The 20,455-nt window shown below is 68.6% G+C and carries 19 protein-coding genes and 1 pseudogene; 13 read left to right on the top strand and 7 right to left on the bottom strand.

Features of this window, described 5'->3' with window-relative positions:
* Nucleotides 1–214: 214 nt before the first annotated feature.
* Nucleotides 215–598: a nucleotidyltransferase domain-containing protein gene (locus A5771_RS02205; RefSeq protein ID WP_234782909.1), complete on the top strand. Its 384-nt coding sequence runs from the start codon at nucleotides 215–217 to the stop codon at nucleotides 596–598.
* Nucleotides 588–1,004: a type VII toxin-antitoxin system HepT family RNase toxin gene (hepT, locus tag A5771_RS02200; RefSeq protein ID WP_064853561.1), complete on the top strand. Its 417-nt coding sequence runs from the start codon at nucleotides 588–590 to the stop codon at nucleotides 1,002–1,004. The genes A5771_RS02205 and hepT overlap by 11 nt, the downstream gene beginning before the upstream one ends.
* Before the next feature lie 125 nt (nucleotides 1,005–1,129).
* On the opposite strand, the gene A5771_RS02195 is transcribed toward hepT, so the two are convergent.
* Together A5771_RS02195 and A5771_RS02190 are read right to left on the bottom strand one after the other, a co-directional pair.
* Nucleotides 1,130–1,969 carry a dienelactone hydrolase family protein gene (locus A5771_RS02195; RefSeq protein ID WP_064853560.1) on the bottom strand — a complete coding sequence of 280 codons (840 nt, stop codon included), beginning with the start codon at nucleotides 1,967–1,969 and terminating at the stop codon, nucleotides 1,130–1,132.
* Between the two features lie 49 nt (nucleotides 1,970–2,018).
* On the bottom strand, nucleotides 2,019–2,468 hold the full coding sequence (locus A5771_RS02190; RefSeq protein ID WP_064853559.1) for a hypothetical protein: 450 nt from the start codon (nucleotides 2,466–2,468) through the stop codon (nucleotides 2,019–2,021).
* A gap of 123 nt (nucleotides 2,469–2,591) precedes the next feature.
* On the opposite strand from A5771_RS02190, the gene glmS reads away from it, so the two are divergent.
* From glmS to A5771_RS02175, 3 genes are all read left to right on the top strand, one after another.
* Complete coding sequence (glmS, locus tag A5771_RS02185) at nucleotides 2,592–4,460, top strand: glutamine--fructose-6-phosphate transaminase (isomerizing) (protein WP_064853558.1); 1,869 nt, start codon at nucleotides 2,592–2,594, stop codon at nucleotides 4,458–4,460.
* 197 nt (nucleotides 4,461–4,657) lie between these two features.
* Complete coding sequence (locus tag A5771_RS02180) at nucleotides 4,658–5,524, top strand: DUF4436 domain-containing protein (protein WP_064853557.1); 867 nt, start codon at nucleotides 4,658–4,660, stop codon at nucleotides 5,522–5,524.
* Nucleotides 5,525–5,591: 67 nt separating this feature from the next.
* Entirely contained in the window at nucleotides 5,592–6,146 is a 555-nt protein-coding gene (locus A5771_RS02175; RefSeq protein WP_064853556.1) for a hypothetical protein, read from the top strand.
* 4 nt (nucleotides 6,147–6,150) lie between these two features.
* Here the strand turns inward: A5771_RS02175 and A5771_RS02170 are convergent, their stop codons facing one another.
* The 4 genes from A5771_RS02170 to A5771_RS02155 form a co-directional block, all read right to left on the bottom strand.
* Nucleotides 6,151–6,888, bottom strand: a complete 738-nt coding sequence (locus A5771_RS02170) for an SDR family NAD(P)-dependent oxidoreductase (protein WP_064853555.1) — start codon at nucleotides 6,886–6,888, stop codon at nucleotides 6,151–6,153.
* The gene (locus A5771_RS02165; protein WP_064853570.1) at nucleotides 6,885–8,810 is read right to left on the bottom strand and encodes a flavin-containing monooxygenase; all 1,926 of its coding nucleotides are present in this window, start codon (nucleotides 8,808–8,810) and stop codon (nucleotides 6,885–6,887) included. Before A5771_RS02165 ends, A5771_RS02170 begins: the two co-directional genes overlap by 4 nt.
* Nucleotides 8,811–8,926: 116 nt before the next feature.
* Entirely contained in the window at nucleotides 8,927–9,622 is a 696-nt protein-coding gene (locus tag A5771_RS21555; protein WP_234782908.1) for a sensor domain-containing protein, read from the bottom strand.
* 292 nt (nucleotides 9,623–9,914) lie between these two features.
* The gene (locus tag A5771_RS02155) at nucleotides 9,915–10,799 is read right to left on the bottom strand and encodes a sensor domain-containing protein (RefSeq protein WP_234782907.1); all 885 of its coding nucleotides are present in this window, start codon (nucleotides 10,797–10,799) and stop codon (nucleotides 9,915–9,917) included.
* 106 nt (nucleotides 10,800–10,905) lie between these two features.
* Between A5771_RS02155 and A5771_RS02150 the strand changes: the two genes are divergently transcribed.
* Genes A5771_RS02150 through A5771_RS02140 form a run of 3 tightly spaced genes read left to right on the top strand, consistent with a single transcriptional unit; the run spans nucleotide 10,906 to nucleotide 14,394 of the window.
* A complete protein-coding gene (locus A5771_RS02150) occupies nucleotides 10,906–11,559 on the top strand; it encodes a rhomboid-like protein (protein ID WP_064853552.1) in 654 nt (217 codons plus the stop codon).
* Nucleotides 11,560–11,564: 5 nt separating this feature from the next.
* On the top strand, nucleotides 11,565–12,986 hold the full coding sequence (locus A5771_RS02145) for a bifunctional ADP-dependent NAD(P)H-hydrate dehydratase/NAD(P)H-hydrate epimerase (protein ID WP_064853551.1): 1,422 nt from the start codon (nucleotides 11,565–11,567) through the stop codon (nucleotides 12,984–12,986).
* 10 nt (nucleotides 12,987–12,996) lie between these two features.
* Nucleotides 12,997–14,394 carry a glutamate decarboxylase gene (locus A5771_RS02140; RefSeq protein ID WP_064853550.1) on the top strand — a complete coding sequence of 466 codons (1,398 nt, stop codon included), beginning with the start codon at nucleotides 12,997–12,999 and terminating at the stop codon, nucleotides 14,392–14,394.
* Nucleotides 14,395–14,524: 130 nt separating this feature from the next.
* Here A5771_RS02140 and A5771_RS24600 read toward each other — a convergent pair.
* Nucleotides 14,525–15,398: pseudogene (locus A5771_RS24600) on the bottom strand (hypothetical protein).
* A 176-nt stretch (nucleotides 15,399–15,574) separates the two neighbouring features.
* Between A5771_RS24600 and alr the strand changes: the two are divergent.
* The 5 genes from alr to tsaD are packed head-to-tail and all read left to right on the top strand — an operon-like array spanning nucleotide 15,575 to nucleotide 20,350.
* Nucleotides 15,575–16,729 carry an alanine racemase gene (gene alr, locus A5771_RS02130; protein ID WP_064853549.1) on the top strand — a complete coding sequence of 385 codons (1,155 nt, stop codon included), beginning with the start codon at nucleotides 15,575–15,577 and terminating at the stop codon, nucleotides 16,727–16,729.
* Nucleotides 16,719–17,807: an alpha/beta fold hydrolase gene (locus tag A5771_RS02125; RefSeq protein ID WP_064853569.1), complete on the top strand. Its 1,089-nt coding sequence runs from the start codon at nucleotides 16,719–16,721 to the stop codon at nucleotides 17,805–17,807. The genes alr and A5771_RS02125 overlap by 11 nt, the downstream gene beginning before the upstream one ends.
* Nucleotides 17,800–18,255: a tRNA (adenosine(37)-N6)-threonylcarbamoyltransferase complex ATPase subunit type 1 TsaE gene (tsaE, locus tag A5771_RS02120; protein ID WP_064853548.1), complete on the top strand. Its 456-nt coding sequence runs from the start codon at nucleotides 17,800–17,802 to the stop codon at nucleotides 18,253–18,255. The genes A5771_RS02125 and tsaE overlap by 8 nt, the downstream gene beginning before the upstream one ends.
* On the top strand, nucleotides 18,252–19,328 hold the full coding sequence (locus A5771_RS24595) for a bifunctional tRNA (adenosine(37)-N6)-threonylcarbamoyltransferase complex dimerization subunit type 1 TsaB/ribosomal protein alanine acetyltransferase RimI (protein ID WP_064853568.1): 1,077 nt from the start codon (nucleotides 18,252–18,254) through the stop codon (nucleotides 19,326–19,328). The genes tsaE and A5771_RS24595 overlap by 4 nt, the downstream gene beginning before the upstream one ends.
* On the top strand, nucleotides 19,325–20,350 hold the full coding sequence (gene tsaD / locus A5771_RS02110; protein ID WP_064853547.1) for a tRNA (adenosine(37)-N6)-threonylcarbamoyltransferase complex transferase subunit TsaD: 1,026 nt from the start codon (nucleotides 19,325–19,327) through the stop codon (nucleotides 20,348–20,350). Before A5771_RS24595 ends, tsaD begins: the two co-directional genes overlap by 4 nt.
* The last annotated feature ends 105 nt before the right edge of the window (nucleotides 20,351–20,455 follow it).

The raw sequence follows: 20,455 nt of genomic DNA, 5'->3' as shown, positions 1-20,455 counted from the left end.
GCCCCCCCGCCCCCCCCCCCCCCGCCGCCGCCCCCCCCCCCCCCCCCCCCGGCCGGGGGGGCCCCCGCCCCCCCCGGCGACCGCGGTCGTTTCCGGCGGCGCCCTGCCGCCAGAGTGCGTGTTTGTACGGCGCCACGCCGCTGATCGCGACATTCTGCGCACGCTCACCGCGCGGTATCAGCTCCCGCCCCCGGATTTAATGGACAATCGAGCCGTGGACGACGTCGATGGGCGGATCGCGGCGGCGGTAACGGCGCTGCGGGATCAGGGCGCCGTGTTCGCCTATCTGCACGGCAGCCGGGCCACCGGGGCTGCACGATCAGATTCAGATGTTGACGTCGCGGCCTATTTCGATTCCCAGCCCCCAGAAGCTTTCGAGGTTCTGCTGCCCCCTGGTATCGATTTATTGGTGCTTAACGGCGCTCCCTTGGAACTCGCTGGCCGGATCGCGCTGGACGGGAAGCTTCTCTTCGAGCGCGACGCCTGTGCCCGCGTGCGGTGGGAGGCGACCACTCGAAAGATCTACCTTGACGAGCTGCCGCGGCTTAGGCGCGCGCACCGGGAGTTCGCCGAAGCGGTGCTGCGCCGTGGTCGATGAAATCCGAGTTTTCCGCCTACTACGTGGCCTCGTCGACGATCTCGGCGTGTTACGCAGTGAAGCCGGTGCCGAAGAAGGCCGTCGTCTCGATCCGATGTGGCTGCGCGGCGTGAAGTACACCTTCATCACCTGTATCGAAACCTGCGTCGATATCGCCCAGCACATCTGTTCCGCTGAGGGTTGGGGACCACCGGACGACAACGGCGATGCGATGAAAGTTTTGGGCCTCCACGACGTACTCACGGCCGAGCTTGCCGATGCGATGCGGAAAGCAGTCGGATTCCGCAACGTTCTCGTCCACGAATACGTCGCTGTCGCCGACGAGATCGTCACCTCCAGACTCAACGATCTGAGCGATCTCGAACAATTCAGCGCGCAGGTAACGACGTTCATCCAGCGCGGCTGAACCTCATCTCTGGCGAGATTTCACCTAGTGCTGCGTCACCGCCTGACGGGTGAGGATGGCGCGCTCGACCGCCGTTCGGCCGCGCCCTGGCGCTACACGCTCAGTTATCCACAGGCGGAGTCCCGCTACTTCAGCAGCGCGGCGATCTTCTGTTCGGGGCTGGCAAGTTCCGGCAGTGCTTCGAGCGCCTCGGTGCGCGGCAACCGCACTCCCGGGTCGGCGAACTCCCGGTAAGCCTTGTTCCCGACCAGCTGGGCCAGCAGATAGCCGGTCAACAAGGCACGCACCCGCCGCTGGGTGCGTCGATCCGAGCCCGGCAGCCCGAAGAACCCGGTCAGCCATCGGCCCTGCGGCAGACCGGTGGGAGAGGCCTTGCTAATCACCCGCAGCGTCGCCGCAGGCCAGGCGTGCGCCAGCTCAACGGCGTTGGAACGCAGTGCATTCGGGTCGCCGACGCTGCTGAAGATCACGCCGGGCGCCTCCAGCGTCGCCGCCGGCTGCTCGGCGGGCGGCACGGTGACCGTCGGGAAAATCGCCGCCACCGCTTTGGGTTTGACCGGCGACCTGGCGGCGGCGAACACCGCCGCCGATCCGCCGAAGCCGTGGCCGGCCACCGCGAGCCGGTTGCGGTCGACGCTGATCCGGCCTGGCCCCAACCGGATCTCGGTGGCGATCTCCAAGGCACGGCCCAGGTCGGCGGCCGAGTCCAGCACCGACGGCGCCACCCCGCGCCCGGTGTCGGGTGCCGCGGCCACAATGCCCCACGACGCCAAGTGCTCTAACAGGCCGGCGTAGCTGTCGGCTCGGGTCAGCCAGTCGTGGCCGAATGTCACCGCCGGCAGCCGGTAACCGGAGGCCGGGGTGTAGACCACACCGGCCAGGCCCGCATAGGCCAGGTCGCCCCGCAGTACACGATGCGGTCCGGGGCGGGTCAATGCGGTGTAGAGACGCTTGATGCTGGCCACCCGATGACGTTAACGCACCGGGAAGTGCCATTCCCGTCTTGGCGTGAACCTACCCAGGATCGCCGCGACGATCGTCGATCAGGCCTTGGATGAGCCCGACGATCTGCTGCTGACCGGCCGCCGCGAGATCGAATTTGGCCCGCATCTCGGCGAACCCGTTGTTGACCTTCCTGAACTCGTCGTCGACGCGGGCGAAGCGGTCGGTTATGTCCGCGCGCAGCGCGTTGAAGCTCGATATCGTAGCGTGACGGAAGTCGGTGAATTCCCCGCGCAGGCCGGTGAATTCCCCGCGGAGATCGGTGACCTCCCCGCGCAGGCCGGTGACCTCCCCGCGCAGGCCCCGCACCTCGCCACCCATATCGGCGACGTCACGGTCGGCGGCCCCGGCCAGCACCCGCGCCGCCTGGGCGTCCTGCTCGCTGGCCCGCACCCGCCGACGTAGATCGTTGACTTGGCCTTCCAGGGCGGAGACGCGCTCCTCGAGGTTCTCCGGCTCCATGCCAGGAGCGTACCGCCGGGAGGAGACGGACCGCGAGAGTTATCCACAGGCGATGATGGCCGCCATCACAGTCGGACGGCGAGAATGCAGGGATACCCCGGCGCTGCACTACCCTGAACAGCTATGTGCGGAATCGTCGGCTACGTCGGGCAACGCCCCGCCCGCGACGTCGTCATCGAGGCACTGCGCCGGATGGAATACCGCGGCTATGACTCCGCCGGGATCGCCGTCGTCGACGGTGTCGGTCAGCTCACCATCCGCCGCCGCGCGGGCCGGTTGGCCAACCTGGAGGCCGAACTGGCCGCCACCGACCCGGTCCTGTTGAGCGGCGGCACCGGGCTGGGCCACACCCGTTGGGCCACCCACGGCCGGCCCACCGACCGCAACGCCCACCCGCACCGCGACGCGACCTCCAAGTTCGCCGTGGTGCACAACGGCATCATCGAGAACTTCGCCGCGCTGCGCGACGAGCTGGAGCGCGAGGGAACCGAGTTCACCAGCGAGACCGACAGCGAGGTGACCGCCCACCTGGTGGCTCGCCAATACCGGGAGGGTGGGACTGCCGGAGATTTTCTTGCCTCGGTGCTGGCGGTGCTGCGCCGGCTGGAGGGGCACTTCACGGTGGTGTTCGCGCACGCCGACGAGCCCGGCACCATCGTGGCGGCGCGGCGATCCACCCCGCTGGTGGTCGGCATCGGCGAGGGCGAGATGTTCCTCGGCTCGGACGTGGCGGCGTTCATTCCCTACACCCGCGACGCCGTCGAGCTGGGCCAGGACCAGGCGGTGGTGATCACCGCCGACCACTACCGCATCACCGACTTCGACGGCAACGACGCGGCCGACGCCGCTCGGCACTTCCATATCGATTGGGATTTGTCCGCGGCGGAAAAGGGCGGCTACGAGTACTTCATGCTCAAGGAGATCGCCGAGCAGCCCACCGCGGTGGCCGAGACCCTGCTCGGGCACTTCGAGGACGGCCGCATCGTGCTCGACGAGCAGCGCCTCTCCGACCAGGAGCTGCGCGATATCGACAAGGTGTTCGTGGTGGCCTGCGGCACCGCGTATCACTCCGGGCTGCTGGCCAAGTATGCGATCGAGCACTGGACGCGGCTGCCGGTGGAGGTCGAGCTGGCCAGTGAGTTCCGCTATCGCGACCCGGTGCTGGACCGCAGCACCCTGGTGGTGGCGATCAGCCAGTCCGGCGAGACCGCCGACACCCTCGAAGCCGTCCGGCACGCCAAGGAGCAGAAGGCCAAGGTGCTGGCGGTCTGCAATACCAACGGCTCGCAGATCCCGCGCGAGTGCGACGCGGTGATCTACACCCGCGCCGGACCCGAGATCGGCGTCGCCTCGACCAAGACGTTCCTGGCCCAGATCACCGCGAACTATCTGGTCGGTCTGGCGCTGGCCCAGGCCCGCGGCACCAAGTACCCCGACGAGGTGGAGCGCGAGTACCGGCAACTGGAGGCGATGCCCGACCTGGTGTCGCAGGTCCTCGACGGGATGGAGTCGGTGGCCGAGCTGGCGCGGCGGTTCGCCAGGTCGCCCGCGGTGTTGTTCTTGGGCCGGCACGTCGGCTACCCGGTGGCGCTGGAAGGCGCGCTCAAGCTCAAGGAACTGGCCTACATGCACGCCGAGGGCTTCGCCGCCGGTGAGCTCAAGCACGGCCCGATCGCGCTGATCGAGGACGACCTGCCGGTGATCGTCGTGATGCCCTCGCCCAAGAACGCCGCGGTGCTGCATTCCAAGCTGCTCTCCAACATCCGCGAGATCCAGGCCCGCGGCGCTGTCACCGTCGTGATCGCCGAGGAGGGCGACGAGACGGTGCGGCCCTACGCCGACCACCTGATCGAAATTCCCGCTGTGCCAACGCTTTACCAGCCGCTGCTGTCGACCATCCCGCTGCAGGTGTTCGCCGCCGGGGTGGCCCAGGCTCGGGGGTACGACGTCGACAAGCCGCGCAACCTGGCCAAGTCGGTCACCGTCGAATAGCGGCGTCGCAATCTAGTCGCAGCAGCCCGATTTGTGTGTCGCTCGTCCGTCGAAAACTGGGCGGTGAACGCGGCGGCGATGAGACGATGCAGCGGTTGTTGTCGATCATCGATCGGGCCGAATGAGGGAGAGCAGCCTTGTCGAACAATGCTTCTGCTGTTCACGTCAACCGGCCCAGGCTACTTCTGATCCTCGGCATGACGGTCTTCTTCATCGCGTCCTACGTCGTCACCGTCGCCTTGTACGAGCGCGCGGGATGTGGATGCCCACGCCACCTCACTGAAGCTCTGGCGTCGGCCGATGGAACGACCGTGACCATCGACATCGAGGATCTCCAGACGGTGAAGGGCACCCTGAACGGCAAGGTCACGATCACCCCGGGGCCTGCGCTGCTCGATCCGGTCAGACACGGGCTCACCGAAGACCTCAGCATCGCGGTGCACTCCGCGGTCACGCCGACGAAGCGCACCTGGACCAAGGGCACGGTCCCCGGTGAGTTTCCGGTCCCATTGACCATCTCCGGTAACTCGGCGAAGTGGCCGTTCGATCACTACCAGACCGGGCCGATCAGCGTCGATGTCGTCCGTGGTGATGCCACTGTGCCGGAACGGATGTCGGTGACCTTTGTCGACCATATTGCCGGTTGGAAGAACGAGATTGTCAGCGACCGCGAGGACGGCGGCCCATACCGGATCACGCTGCACCGGTCGCCGAGCACGATGGCTTTCGGTGCCGTGATCGTGGGCGTCTTGATCGCCCTGGCCGCGGTGGGTGTCGTTGTCGCGAACCTGACCTTCCTAGGTTGGCGTAAATTCCAGCCGCCGATGACGACGTGGTATGCGGCAATGCTGTTCGCGGTAGTCCCGCTGCGAAACGCGCTGCCTGACGCTCCGCCGATCGGCTCCTGGATTGACGTCACGATCACACTCTGGGTGATCGTCGCGCTGGTGATGTCGATGCTGGTGTTCATGTACTGCTGGTGGCGCGACCTGAAGCCCGAGCCGGATGCACCGGCATCGGACGTGGTGGCGCCGGAGCGCGACTTGGTAGAGGCCGGGCGGTAGCGCCGCCGTTGACCTACGGGCTCGCCGCTCGTAGGTTGAAGGTTTGACGGCGAAGGAGAGGCTCTGCGTGGCGCGGCGGGCACGGGCAGGGGCGGTGTTGTCAGCAGCGCTGCTGATGATGGCGCCGAACGCCGTTGCGGCACCGGCGATCCCTGATGTCGACTCACTGATCGATGACAGTGGAACGCTGCCCGGTTCGATCAGCGATCTGCCGAGTACCCCCATCGTGGTCTTCGCCACCGATTCGGGGCTGGTCTGCAGGGTGTGGCAGGGGAAGATCACCCACGACGTCAACTGCACGGGCGACATTCCGGGGGCTCCGCCAGCCGCCCGTTCGGTGCAGCTGCCCGGAATCTATGGGAAGGGGACCATACCGGCGCGTTTCGTGGCCGGCCCGCCGGAGGCCCTGGTTGGCGGCACCCCAGCGACCGCAAGGCTTCCCGTCGGACACAAGATCGTGTTCTGGGATTTCCCACCCACTCAGTCGATGGTCTGCGGTGTCCCGCCGTCCACTGAATTGGTCTGTGTGCTCAAAGAACCCCAAAGCCCCGGCGATGTCACCACGGGTCCGGTCGTTACGCACGGCTTCGTCATCGCCGCACCGCAGAGCCAAGTCTTTTGAGCCGTCACGGATGGCGGGCGGTGACGCCGCCGTCGACGACGATCTGGGTGCCGGTGACGAACGACGCCCGCTGCGACATCAGGAAGGCCACCACCGCGGCTACCTCGTCCGGTCGGCCGATGCGCCCCAGTGGTGCGGCGGCCACGAAGCCGGCCGCCACCTCTTCGACGTCGAGGGCGATCTGCAGCATCGGGGTTTCGATGAAGCCCGGACACACCGCGTTGACCCGGATCCCGGCCGGGCCCAGCTGCGCGGCCATCGACCGGGTCAACCCCAGCAGGCCGGCCTTGGAGGCGCAGTAGGCCGGAATGAACGGGTTGGCGGTCAGCCCCTCGATGCTGGAGATGCCGACCACCGCCGGGTAACCGCCTGCCCGGGCGACCGCCTCCAGCTGCGGCAGCATCAGCTGCACCAGCATCGCCTGGGCGCGCAGGTTGACGTCCATGACGGCGTCCCAGGTTTCACCGGTGTAGGCACCGACCGGTTCGGGCAGCACCCGCCCGGCCGCATGCACCAGCCCGTCGATACCGTCGAGCGCCGCCACCGCGGCCGCGACCGCGGCGGGCAGGGCGGCGTCGTCGCAGACGTCGACCACCGCGCCGGGCATGCCCAACCCATCGGCCACGTGGTGGACCGTCTCGGCGATGTCCCACAGCGCAACCCGGTGCCCGTCGGCGATCAGCGCCTGCGCGCAGGCCCGGCCGATTCCCGACGCCGCACCGGTGATGACGACTCCGCTCAACTCTGGTCTCCTTTGGTGATGACGAACTGAGACCAGTCCGGTTCGCGCACAGCAGACCAGTATTCGTCGAGCCGCCACGGGCTCACGGTGTGGATCTCGCCGTCGGCATTCTTGAAGTAGGAATGCGTGATCGCCGGGTGCGCCCACACCATTTTGACGATCTCCTGCTGGGTGGCTCGATGCCACTCTGCCGCGGCGTGCGCGGTCGGTTCGATCGCGTGCAGCCCCTCGCCGGCGATCTTGGCCAGGCAGGCGTCGATGTAGCGCATCTCCAACTCCGAGTTGAAGATCAGGCTGCCGCCGTGCGCCAGATGTGCACCGGGCCCGTAGAGCAGAAAGAAGTTCGGGAACCCGGGCACGGTGATGCCCAGATACGCATACGGCCGGCTGCCCCACAGGGCGTGCAGATCGGTGGCGTCGCGGCCGGTGACGCGCATCGGCCACAGCACATCGGTGTGCCGAAACCCGGTGGCGTACACGATCACGTCGACGTCGTGGTGGGCGCCGTCTTCGGTCTGCACGCCCCGCGGAGTGATCCGCTCGATACCGGTGCGCACCAGCTCGACGTTGTCGCGCTGCAGGGTCTTGAGCCAGGTGCCGTTGTCCTGCAGGGTGCGTTTGCCGGTGGCCGGATAGTCCGGCAGCACCTTGGCCAGCAATTCCGCGTCGTCGCCGACCTGACCGGTGATCCAGCCGGTGAACATCTGCCGGGCCAGCGCGTTGATCTCGCTGACCGCGTAGTCCTGGGCGGCATAATTCGGGTCGACTCGGGCGGCCTCCAGGCCCTTGTCGGCGCCCGGCCACAGCAGCAGGAACCGGTACCAGCGGCCGTAGAACGGTAGATGTTCCAGCGCCCAGCGCACTCCGTCGCCGACCGCGTCGTGATACATCGGGTTGGGGAACATCCACTGCGCGGTGCGCTGAAACACCGTGAGGTGTTCCACCTTTCCCGCAATGGCGGGCGCGATCTGGAAACCGCTGGCGCCCGCCCCGATCAGCGCCACCCGCTTGCCGGTCACATCGACGCGGTGGTCCCAGGCCGCGGAGTGAAACGACGGCCCGGTGAAGCTGTCCGCGCCGTCGAAGTCCGGCAGGTGCGGGCGGTTGAGTTGGCCGACCGCGGTGATCACCGCGCGTGCCCGCAACTGCTCGCCGGCCGCGGTGGTCAGGGTCCAGGTGCCGGTGTCGTCGTCCCAGGCCGCCTCGGTGACCTCGGTGCGCCACCGAATGTGTTTGTCCAGACCGTGTTTGGTGATCAGATCACTGAAATAGGCTTGCAGCTCCGGCTGTTCGGCGAAGTAGTGCCCCCAATTGTTGTTGGGCGCGAAACTGAAGCAGTAGAAGTGGTTGGCCACGTCCACCCGGGCGCCCGGGTAATCGTTCTCCCACCACGTGCCGCCCGGACCGGCGTTCTTCTCCACGATGGTGAAGGGAATGCCGGCCTGCGCCAGACGGATTCCGGCCAGCACACCGGATTCTCCGCAGCCGATCACCACCACCGGCAGTTCTGCCGCCCGTTCGCGATCCAGGGATGCGGGTCGGCGCGGGTCGACGCCGTCCAGATCGAGCTCTTCAGCGAGCAGGCCCAGGTAGTCATCCGGCACGGTTTCGCAGGCCGCCCAGTCCATCATCTCCTTGACGAGCTCGGCGGGCAGCGGTGCCGGCTGCGGGCAACCCCGGTCGCGATAGTCGACGATCACCGGCAACGCCTCGGCGCGAGCGCGGGCCTTGTCCTCCTCGGACATGAAGCCCTGGATTTCGTTGAGGAAGATGCCGTTCTGCGCGAACTCGCGGATGAACCGGGGATCGCCGGTGATGTGCACGCACGACAGCAGCAAGGTGGGGATGCTGACCTGCTCGAGGGCGGCGGCGATCTCGGAAGTCGCAGTGGTGAACGGTTCTCCGGCGTAGCGGTTGCGCACCAACTCAGCCCTTTCCGTCGATCCGCTACTGTGCGTCGCGAAATTGAAACGGACGATACGCGAGGCATCGTGGTCGATCAAGAGCTGGCGATGTCAGAACTCACCACCGCGTCAAACTACGAAGCCGCGTCGATCCTCTGGGTGATCGAGTTGAGGACGCCTTGCGCGGCTCGTGCTGGATTTCCGAATCCACAGGCGTTGACGTGTACGACAACATTGTTACGAGCGGTGAGCTTGATCGCGCACGACCAGCTGATATCGATCGTGCCGATTGTGGAGGCGGCGAGCACACCGTTGGAGTTGCCGACCCAGTCAACGATCCACAACTGATCGTCTGCTTCTGTCGCACGGGAATAGCGGGCGTTGATGATGCGGCGGGCGCACTTCGCCCAGGCATCGCTTTCTTTGGTGTAAAAGGCGAGGGCAGCGTCGGCGCGGGGATAGCTGGCTACCGACACCAGAACATGGTTCAGCAGGTGTGGCGAACTGGATACTGCTGGGCTATTCCAGCGCTGCCAGCGGATAGCAGTCCAACCGGATCCGGTGTAGGCCCGCGAAGTGGCGGAGAGAATCCCTTGGCAATCGGCGTCCACTAAATCGTCGTTGTCGATTCCCTCACCGTGTGCGACGAGGTCGATGGCAGGGTCGGCCACCGCGGAAGAAACGACGCCCCTATCCGGCAATAGGCCGTCGAGGGCGGAGATGGGTACCGGCGCCTGCTGGTGGGAAGTTGCCGGCGTCGATGTCGTGCTCGGGGATTGCGCAACGATCTCGTGTCCGCCGTGGCCGGGGAGGATCACGACGAGTGCCACGACGACTGCCGTCAGCACGCACACTAGCCCCATGAGCGCCCATATCGGTCGGCGGTTGCCGTGGGGCGGACCCGGCGGCATTGGTGGCCAAGACGGCGGCACCTGACTGGCCGGCCACGGTGGGGTGGGCCCGTTCATAGGCGTAAAGCGTGTTAGGTCATAGGGGTTAGGAGTCGGACCCTGCGGCTCGTTCATCGGTGAGCCCGCCCTATCGGGGCCGGCCGGACCTCAGGACCCGATGGGCTGGCGGCGATCTCGGGAGCCTTCCCCGGCGTAGCGGTTGCGCTCCTTCTCACGCTGCCGCGTCGATCTTCTGGTTGAGCGAGTCGAGAATCGTCTGGGCCGCCGCTGCTGAATCTGTGTATCCGCACGCACTGACGCGGACAACAATGTTGTTGCGTACGCTCAGCGTGTGCTGGCACGACCACCCACCGCCCCCCTCGCGAATTAGGGTCGTCTTAAGTACCCCATCGGAGTCGGTGATGGCCCCGACCGACCAGAACTGGTCGGGTGAATCCTTGACAGCGGCTATGCGGAAATTGATATTGCGACCTGAGCACTTATGCCAAGCTGCGCTCTGCTTGGTGTAGAAGGTGCGGGCCGCTTCGGCTTGTGGATAGCTGGTTACCGACACCATGGCTTGGTGCACCCAATTGGGTGGATCGGGTTCCGCGGGACTGTTCCACCGCTGCCAGCGGATAGCGGTCCAGCCGGAACCGGCGTAAACCGGCCCGGCAACAGAGGCTATCCCTTGGCAGTCGGCGTCCACCATGGCGTCGGTGTCGATAGCCGCACCGTCAGTGACGAGGCCAATGCCGGGATCGCTCGCTGCGGAGGAGACGACTTCTTTGGCCGGCAGCAGGCCTTCGAGAGCGGATACCGGTACCGGCGCTTGGGCGCTGGAGGTCGCCGATGAGGATGTCGCGCTGGATTGCGCGCTCCCGTGCCGGCCACCGCCGACGACGTTCACGGCGAGCACCACGGCGGCTACGGTCAGCACGCAGACCAGCCCTAGCAGGACCCATATCAGTCGGCGGTTGCCGTGCGGTGACGGACCCGGCGGCATCGGCGGCCACGACGGCGGCGTATGACCGCCTGCCGTCCGCATGGGTCCGCTCGTCGGCGCAAACTGCGTCGGGTCGTGCGGGTTGGGAATTGGTCGGTGCGGTTCGTTCATCGGTGCACCCCATCCCATCGGTGCCGGTCGCAAACGGACGGCCTGATTTTGAGGAGACGTTATCAGTGGATGGCCCGCAACAGGCCGCCATGTAAGGCTGTACGCCGTGGCAGACGTCAGGACCCGCCTGGCCGCGGCGTGGCACTTCGTGCACAGCGCCCCGCTGACCTACCTGTGGTTGGCGGTGCTGGGGGTTACCACCGCCATCCAGCACCTGGCGGGTCTCCGATGGCACTCCATGCTCGTCGAGCAGTCCACCAACCTGCACCATCTGGCCACCGACCCGCTCGAGGTGCTGGTTTCGAGCCTGCTGTGGATCGACGGCAAGGATCTCACTCCGTATCTGGTGCTGTTCACGCTGTTTCTGGCTCCCGCGGAGCACTGGCTGGGACATCTGCGCTGGCTGCTGGTCGGGTTGATCTCCCATGCGGGCGCGACCTATCTCAGCGAGGGCGCGCTCTACGTGTTGATCCACCTGCACCGGGAATCGGAGCAGTTGACCTACGCCCGCGATATCGGGGTCAGCTACTTCCTGGTCGGCGTGATGGCGGTGCTGACCTACCGGATCCGCCGGCCGTGGCGCTGGGGCTATGTCGTCGTGCTGCTGGTCATATTCACGGTGCCGTTGGTGCTCAAGCCCGACTTCACCGCGGTCGGCCACGCCGCCGCCGTACTGATCGGATTGTGCTGCTATCCGCTGACCCGGCACCACCCGGCGCGTCCGACTGACCCCGAGGTCCGGACCGGGCAACTAGCCTGACACCGATGCGGCACTTCTACACCGTCGAGGCGATCCGCGCCGCCGAGGCGCCGCTGTTGGCGAGCCTGCCCGACGGCGCGCTGATGCGCCGGGCCGCTTTCGGCCTGGCCACCGCGATCGCCCGCGAACTGACCGCCCGCACCGGCCGGGTGGCCGGTCGGAGTGTGTGCGCCGTGGTGGGTTCCGGCGACAACGGCGGTGACGCACTGTGGGCGGCCACCCTGCTGCGCCGGCGTGGCGCGGCGGCCCGTGCGATTCTGCTCAACCCGGAGCGAGCGCACGCCAAGGGGCTGGCGGCTTTCGTGCACGCCGGCGGCCGGATCGTCGACGCCGTGCCACCCGCAACGGATCTGGTGATCGACGGGGTGGTCGGCATCTCCGGGCGGGGTGCATTGCGCCCGAGGGCCGCCGACGTGTTCGCGCGGGTTGAAGCGGAGCGCATCCCGGTGGTGGCTGTCGACATCCCCAGTGGTCTCGACCCGCACACCGGCGCGGCCGACGGCCCCGCGGTGCGTGCGGCGCTGACCGTCACCTTCGGTGGACTCAAACCCGTTCACGCACTGGGGGAGTGCGGACGGGTCGAACTGGTCGACATCGGCCTGGATCTGCCGGCCACCGACATCCACAGCCTGACTGCCGCCGACGTCGAGGCGTGCTGGCCGGCGCCCGGCCCGCGCGACGACAAGTACACCCAGGGCGTCACCGGCATCCTGGCCGGCTCGGAGACCTACCCGGGCGCGGCCATCCTGAGCGCCGGGGCAGCGGTGGCCGCCACCTCCGGCATGGTTCGATACGCCGGAAGTGCGGCTGCACAAGTTGTTTCGCGCTGGCCGGAGGTGGTGGCGGCGCCCAGTCCGGCGGCCGCCGGTCGGGTGCAGGCATGGGTGGTCGGCCCCGGCCTGGGCACCGGCGACGACGCCGCGGCGGCGCTCTGGTTCGCGCTCGGGACCGACCTGCCGGTGATCGTCGATGCCGACGCGCTGACCATGCTGGCCGCCCACCCCTCGCTGGTGGCCGATCGACAGGCCCCGACCGTGCTCACCCCGCACGCCGGCGAGTTCGCCCGGCTGGCTGGCCACCCGCCCGGGCCGGACCGGGTGGGTGCGGCCCGCGCCCTTGCCGAGAAGTTCGGGGCCACCGTGCTGCTCAAGGGCAACGTCACCGTCGTCGCCGAGCCGTCCGGCCCGGTTTATCTCAACCCCGCCGGCGGATCCTGGGCGGCCACCGCCGGCTCCGGCGACGTGCTGTCCGGGATGATCGGCGCCCTGCTGGCCTCCGGGCTGCCCGCCGGGAAGGCCGCTGCCGCAGCCGCGTTCGTGCATACCCGCGCTGCCGCGGCCTCGGCCGCCGATCCCGGTCCCGGCGACACCCCGACGTCGGCGTCGCGCATCCTGGCCCACATCCGCACCGCTCTGGCCCAGCTATAGAGGAGATGCCGTGTCCCATTCCCACCCGTCGGTCCCCGCGCACACCGTCGCCCCCGCCTACACCGGTCGGCTGTTTACCGCCCCGGTCCCGGCGTTGCGGATGCCCGACGACCCGATGGACCCGCAGGCCGCCTACCGCTTCATCCACGACGAGCTGATGCTCGACGGCAGTTCCCGGCTGAATCTGGCCACCTTTGTCACCACCTGGATGGACCCCGAGGCGTCGACGCTGATGGCGGAGTCGTTCGACAAAAACATGATCGACAAGGACGAGTACCCGGCCACCGCGGCCATCGAGCAGCGCTGCGTGTCGATGGTCGCCGACCTGTTCCACGCCGAGAACCTGCGCGACGACGACCCGGCCAGCGCCATCGGGGTCTCCACCGTCGGGTCGTCCGAGGCGGTGATGCTGGGCGGGCTGGCGATGAAGTGGCGCTGGCGGGCCAGGGTCCAGGGGGTAGGGCAGGACTGGAAATCTAGGACACCCAATCTGGTGATGGGCTCCAACGTCCAGGTGGTGTGGGAGAAGTTCTGCCGCTACTTCGACGTCGAACCCCGCTACCTGCCGATGGCCGAGGGCCGCTACGTGATCACCCCCGAGCAGGTGATCGACGCCGTCGACGAGAACACCATCGGAGTGGTGGCGATCCTGGGCACCACCTACACCGGCGAGCTCGAGCCCGTCGAGGCGATCTGCGCCGCCCTGGACGCCCTCGCCACCGGGGGCGGGGTGGACGTGCCGGTGCATGTCGACGCGGCCAGCGGCGGATTCGTGGTGCCGTTCCTGCACCCGGGCCTCAAATGGGACTTCCGGCTGCCGCGGGTGGTGTCGATCAACGTCAGCGGCCACAAGTACGGGCTGACCTACCCCGGCATCGGCTTCGTGGTGTGGCGGGCCGCCGAGTATCTGCCCGAGGAACTGGTGTTCCGGGTCAACTACCTAGGCGGGGACATGCCCACCTTCACGCTGAACTTCTCCCGGCCGGGCAACCAGGTCGTCGGCCAGTACTACAACTTCCTGCGGCTGGGCCGCAGCGGCTACACCGAGGTGATGCGGACCTTGTCCGACACCGCACGCTGGCTCGCGCATCAGCTGGCCGCCAGTAAGCACTTCGAGGTGATCAGCGACGGCTCGGCGATCCCGGTGGTGTCGTGCCGCCTCACCGGTGACCGCGGCTATACCGAGTTCGACGTCTCCCATGAGCTGCGCACCTTCGGCTGGCAGGTGCCGGCCTACACCATGCCGGAGGGCGCCGAGGACGTCGCGGTGCTGCGGGTGGTGGTCCGCGAGGGCCTGTCGGCGGACCTGGCTCGGGCGCTCTTCGACGACACGCTGAAGGCGGTGACCTCGCTGGATCGGGTCAAGCCCGCGGGGCACTACGACGACGAGCAGCACTTCGCGCATTAGCTTTGCGCCGCCCCCGTTCCCGTCCCGCTCTTTGCCGACTTCCGCCTCTCTCCGCCGCCTCCGCCGAGTGTGCGTTCTGGTCAGGAAAATCGCGGTTTCGACGACCAAACCGCACACTCGATGCGGCCAGTCACCAGGTTTTCGGGCAACCGCGGCTGATCAGCGCCGCGCCGACGCGGTCTAAGAACACGCCGGGGCTGTGGTGCAGCCGGCGCGCCGTCAGCCGGAGGTCGATCCAGCCGAGTTCGGAGAGCACGTAATAGCGCTCGGCGTCGTGCTCGCGCTGCCGTGGATCGGTCCAATGATGGGCACCCTCGTAGTCGACGCCGACGAGGTATTCCTCCCAGCCCATGTCGATGCAGGCGATGACGCCGCCGTATGAGCCGTACACCCGGATCTGCGTCTGCGGCGGGGGAAAGCCGGCCTGCACCAGGAGTAGCCGGGTCAGCGACTCATAGGGAGAGTCGGCGCCGCCGTCGACCAACGGCAACGTCGCATCGAGCTGCCGTAGCTCACGGGCGCCCCGGTGCGCGTCGGCCACCGCCGCGACATCGGCCTGCCTTAAGCCCAGTGGCGTTCATGAGCGCGTCGATACGCTGCACACCCTCGACGAGGGGGAGCCGTCTGCCCAGGTCGAATGCGGTGCGAGCGGCCGTGGTCGCAGGCATCCCGCGGATCGTCTGGATCTCGCCGGCCAGCAGTGTGTCGGTGTGCACGGTCAGCAGCGGCGGTGCTCGCCGATTGGTGTGGATGAGCTCGGCGGGGGTGTCGCCGTCGATCCACTTCGCGCCGTGAAGCGCTGACGCGGACAGCCCGCCAAGCACCGCTTGCCGGCGTGACCAGAGCCAGGCGGCGCGGGCCCGTTGGATCGCCGTCAGCTCCACATCGCGTGGGAACCACACTCCCGGGTAGACGCTGACGTAGTCGCGGCGCAGCCGGCTGCGGGTCAACGCGCCGGCGGCCAGCGCCTCCGTCGCCCTGAAGGCGCCCCGCGGTGGTCGCATGGCCGCAGCGTGGCATGCGGGCCTGCCCTGGTGTCGAGGCCCATCCACAGGCGGCGCCGGCCCCATTCCCGCCGAGCGTGCGTTTTGGTCAGCAAAACGGCCGTCGACCGACGTAAACCGCACACTCGGCGCGGGCGGCGGGGCATATGGGCGGTTCTGGGACAATTGACGGTGACATGACTGCCACATCCCGAACGGCTGGCCTGCTCGGTGAAGCGCTGGTGGACCTGGACGCCATCGCGCACAACGTGCGGCTGCTGTCCGACCAGGCCGGCGCCGCCGAGCTGATGGCCGTGGTCAAGGCCGACGGCTACGGTCATGGCGCGGTCCAGGTGGCGCGCGCGGCGCTGGCGGCCGGTGCCGCCGAACTCGGGGTCGCCACCGTCGACGAGGCACTGGCGTTGCGGGCGGCCGGCATCGCCGCCCCGGTGCTGGCGTGGCTGCATGGGCCCGACACCGACTTTGCGCCTGCCCTGGCCGCTGACGTGCAGATCGCGGTTGCCTCGGTGCGCCAGCTGAACGAGCTGCTCGACGCGGTGGGCAGCACCGGTCGCACCGCGACGGTGACGGTCAAGGCCGACACCGGGATGAACCGCAACGGTGTAGGGACCGCCGGCTACCCGGAGCTGCTGACCGCGCTGTGCCGCGCCGTCGCCGACGACGCGGTCCGGGTGCGGGGCCTGATGTCGCACCTGGCCTGCGCCGATGAGGCGGCCAGCCCGGTCAATGACCTTCAGGCCGGGCGGTTCGCCGACATGCTGAGCCTGGCTCGCGATCAAGGCCTGAAATTCGAGGTGGCGCACCTGGCCAACTCGGCGGGGGTGATGAGCCGCCCCGACCTGGCCTTCGACATGGTGCGACCGGGAATCGCCTTATATGGCCTGAGTCCGTTTCCGGGGCGCGGCGACATGGGCCTCATCCCGGCCATGACGCTGAAATCCATTGTGGCATTGGTGCGCTCGTTGAAGGCGGGGGAGGGCGTCTCCTACGGGCACACCTGGATCGCCCAGGCCGACACCACCGTGGCGCTGGTCCCGATAGGTTACGCCGACGGGGTGTTCCGCCCGCTGAGTGGACGCTTCGAGGTACTGATCAACGGCCGGCGCCGGCGCAGCGTCGGGCGGGTGTGCATGGACCAGTTCGTCGTCGACCTCGGTCCCGGTCCGGTCGACGTCACCGAGGGCGACGAGGTCGTGCTGTTCGGGTCAGGTGCCGGCGGCGAGCCGTTGGCCCAGGACTGGGCCGACGAGCTGGGAACCATCCACTACGAGGTGGTGAACGCACCACGCGGACGGGTGGCCAGGACGTATCGGGGTGCCGATGGCCGCTAAAAGGCGAACCTGGCTGGCCGGGGCGGCTGGGCTGTCCGCCGTGGGCACCATTGCCGGATCCACCGTCGCCCGCTCGGTGACCCGGCGTACCACCACCGAAGATCCCTACGCGGCTGAGGATTTCGAAATCCTGGCGCACGACCACAGTTCGGTGGTCGTTACCGACGACGGCGTCGAACTGGCGGTGCGCGATGTGGGGCCCCGCAACGCGTCGCTGACCGTGGTGTTCGCGCACGGATTCTGTTTGCGGATGGGCTCTTTCCACTTTCAGCGGGCCCGGTTGACCGCCGAGTGGGGCAGGCAGGTGCGGATGGTCTTCTATGACCAGCGCGGCCACGGCGACTCGACCGTCGGCTCGCCTGAGAGCTACACCGTGCCGCGACTCGGCCAGGACCTGGAGGCGGTGCTGCAGGTGGCGGCGCCGCGCGGTCCGGTGGTGCTGGTCGGGCATTCGATGGGCGGCATGACCGTGCTGTCGCACGCCCGGCAGTTTCCCCAGCGATACGGCAGCCGGATCGTCGGCGCAGCACTGATCTCCTCGGCGGCCAAAGGGGTTTCCCGATCGCCGCTGGGGGAGATTCTGCGCAACCCGGCCCTGGAGGCCGTCCAGTTCAGCGTGCGCTACGCACCGAGACTGGTGCACCGCGGACGCGGCGCGGCCCGTCGGGTGATCTCCCCGATCCTGCGAGCGGCCTCCTACGGCACCGACAAGATCAGCCCGAGCGTGGTGGCGTTCTCCGAAGAGATGATGCACGCCACCCCGGTTGCCACCATGGTGGGTTTCCTGCACGCACTGGAGGTGCACGACGAGAGTGCCGCGCTGGCGACACTGGCCAAGATCCCGACCCTGGTCGCCTGCGGTGACCGCGATCTGCTCACCCCAGCCGGCTATTCGCGGGCGATGGCGGCCGCGCTGTGGGACTGCGAGCTGGTGATCGTGCCCGGCGCCGGTCATCTGGTGGAACTGGAGGAACCCGACGTCATCGATGACGCATTGGTGCGCTTGGTCGAGCGGGCCACGCCGCGCCGGGTGGAGCTGACCCGCCGGTTGCGCCGGAAGGCCGGTCGCCGTGGCTGAAACGCAGATCCTGGCGACCGCGGAAGACACCATCGCGCTGGGCGCGCGACTGGGCGCTCAGCTACGCGCCGGCGACGTGGTGGTGCTGTCCGGTCCGCTTGGCGCCGGAAAAACCGTGCTGGCCAAGGGGATCGCCGCCGCTCTCGACGTCGACGGGCCGGTTACCTCGCCGACGTTCGTGCTGGCCCGCGAGCACCGGCCCCGCCGTGCCGGCGCCCCGGCGATGATCCACGTCGACCTGTACCGGCTGCTCGACGAGTCGGGCCTGGACCTGCTGGCCGAGCTGGACTCGCTGGATTTGGACACCGAGCTCGACGACGCCGTCGTCGTGGTGGAGTGGGGCGAAGGACTGGCAGAGCGACTCTCCGAGCGGCACCTGGACATTCGGCTGGACCGCGGCGTCGAATCCGAGGCGCGCACCGCGACGTGGCGGTGGCAGCTGCCATGACCGGGGCGATCCTGACCATTGACACCGCCACGCCGGCGGTTACCGCGGGCTTGGTGGCCGCTGACCGGCGCACCGTATTGGCGGAGCGGGTCACCCTGGATGCCCGCGCGCACGCCGAGCGGCTCACCCCCAATGTGCTTGCCGCCCTGGCCGATGCCGGGCTGAGCATGACCGCGCTGGCCGCGGTGGTGGTGGGTTGCGGGCCGGGGCCGTTCACCGGTCTGCGGGTCGGGATGGCCAGCGCTGCCGCCTACGGGCACGCCCTGGGTATACCGGTGTTCGGCGTGTGCAGCCTGGACGCGATCGGGGTGTGCACCACCGGCGCCACCTTGGTCGTCACCGACGCCCGGCGCCGCGAGGTCTACTGGGCGCGCTACCGCGACGGGAACGGGGTGGCCGGTCCGGCGGTGAGCGCCCCGGCCGCCGTCGATCCCGGTGACGCCGTCGCGGTAGCGGGCTCGCCCGCGCACGCCGGACTGTTCGACCTGCCGGCGCTTGACGTGACCTATCCGACGCCTGCGGGACTGGTTGCCGCGGTGCGTGATTGGGTTGCCGATCCACCGCCGCTGGTGCCGATGTACCTGCGCCGGCCCGACGCCAAACCGTCGGGTTCGGCCACGCCGCTGGTCACCCTCGGCCCATTGGTCGAAAGCGATGCGGCGCGCTGCGCCGAACTGGAGGCGAAGCTGTTCGGCGGCGACGACCCATGGCCGGCCGCGGCGTTCCGCCGCGCGATCAGTGCCCGCGACCACCACTACGTCGCAGCCCGCATCGGCGACACAGTCGTGGGCTACGCTGGGATCTCGCGGCTGGGGCGCACCCCGCCGTTCGAGTTCGAGGTGCACACCATCGGAGTGGATCCGGCCCACCAGGGCCGCGGGATCGGCCGCACGCTGCTGGCCGACCTGCTGGCCTACGCCGAGGGCGGCGTCGTACACCTGGAGGTCCGCACCGACAACGCCGCGGCGATCGCGCTCTACCGCGCTGTCGGCTTCGTCGAGACGGGGCTGCGTAAGCGCTACTACCGCAATGGCGCGGACGCCTACATGATGCGACGGGAGGCCTGTTCATGACGATCGTGCTCGCCATCGAATCCTCGTGCGACGAAACAGGTGTCGGCATCACCCGGCTGGAACGCGACGGCACCCTGACGTTGCTGGCCGACGAGGTGGCCTCCAGCGTGGCGGAGCACACCCGGTTCGGCGGGGTGGTGCCCGAGATCGCCTCGCGGGCACACCTGGAGGCTTTGGGGCCGACCATGCGCCGGGCGCTGGCGACGGCAGGGGTGGACAAGCCCGACGTGGTGGCGGCCACTATCGGACCGGGACTGGCCGGGGCGCTGCTGGTGGGCGCGGCCGCGGCCAAGGCCTATGCGGCCGCCTGGGAGGTGCCGTTCTACGCCGTCAACCACCTGGGCGGGCACCTGGCCGCCGACGTCTACGCCCATGGCCCGCTGCCGGAGTGCGTAGGTCTGCTGGTCTCCGGCGGCCACACCCACCTGCTGCACGTGCGGTCGCTGGGGGAGCCGATCGTCGAGCTGGGCAGCACCGTCGACGACGCCGCCGGGGAGGCCTACGACAAGGTGGCCCGGCTGCTTGGGCTGGGCTATCCGGGCGGGCGGGTGCTCGACGAGCTGGCCCGCACCGGCGACCGGAATGCGGTGGTATTCCCGCGCGGGATGACCGGCCCGCGCGATGACCCCTACGTGTTCAGCTTCTCCGGGCTCAAGACCGCGGTGGCCCGCTATGTGGAGCGCAACCCCGATTTCGTCCCCGCCGATGTGGCGGCCGGCTTTCAGGAGTCGGTCGCCGACGTGCTGACCGCCAAGGCGGTGCGGGCGGCCGCCGATCTCGGGGTCGGCACCCTGCTGATCGCCGGCGGCGTGGCCGCCAACTCCCGGCTGCGTGAGCTGGCCGAGCAGCGCTGTGTGGCAGCCGGTTTGACGCTGCGCATCCCGCCGCTGCGGTTGTGCACCGATAACGGGGCGATGATCGCGTCGTTCGCGGCGCATCTGATCTCCGCCGGGGTGGCGCCGTCGCCGCTGGACGTAGCCACCAACCCGGGCCTGCCGGTGGTGCAGGGCCAGGTCGCCTGACAACGCCCGGCGAAAGTGTTTGTACCGCGACACGCCGGTGCGGGCGTACCACCGTGCACGTTCACGCTGAAGTTGCGGTTCGCACCGGGCCCACCTTGAGTGCTA

The organism is Mycolicibacter sinensis (assembly GCF_001667375.1).
Taxonomy (GTDB): domain Bacteria; phylum Actinomycetota; class Actinomycetes; order Mycobacteriales; family Mycobacteriaceae; genus Mycobacterium; species Mycobacterium sinense_A.
Note: the sequence above shows the minus strand (reverse complement) of the source record. Positions and strands in the feature narration are given on the sequence as shown.

Excerpts from the sequence above, each read along its gene's own strand:
- A5771_RS02190 (WP_064853559.1), bottom strand. The coding sequence starts at position 2,468 with ATGGAGCCGGAGAACCTCGAGGAGCGCGTCTCCGCCCTGGAAGGCCAA.
- glmS (WP_064853558.1), top strand. The coding sequence starts at position 2,592 with ATGTGCGGAATCGTCGGCTACGTCGGGCAACGCCCCGCCCGCGACGTC.
- A5771_RS02180 (WP_064853557.1), top strand. The coding sequence starts at position 4,658 with ATGACGGTCTTCTTCATCGCGTCCTACGTCGTCACCGTCGCCTTGTAC.
- A5771_RS02155 (WP_234782907.1), bottom strand. The coding sequence starts at position 10,799 with ATGAACGAACCGCACCGACCAATTCCCAACCCGCACGACCCGACGCAG.
- A5771_RS02145 (WP_064853551.1), top strand. The coding sequence starts at position 11,565 with ATGCGGCACTTCTACACCGTCGAGGCGATCCGCGCCGCCGAGGCGCCG.
- alr (WP_064853549.1), top strand. The coding sequence starts at position 15,575 with ATGACTGCCACATCCCGAACGGCTGGCCTGCTCGGTGAAGCGCTGGTG.
- A5771_RS02125 (WP_064853569.1), top strand. The coding sequence starts at position 16,719 with ATGGCCGCTAAAAGGCGAACCTGGCTGGCCGGGGCGGCTGGGCTGTCC.
- A5771_RS24595 (WP_064853568.1), top strand. The coding sequence starts at position 18,252 with ATGACCGGGGCGATCCTGACCATTGACACCGCCACGCCGGCGGTTACC.
- tsaD (WP_064853547.1), top strand. The coding sequence starts at position 19,325 with ATGACGATCGTGCTCGCCATCGAATCCTCGTGCGACGAAACAGGTGTC.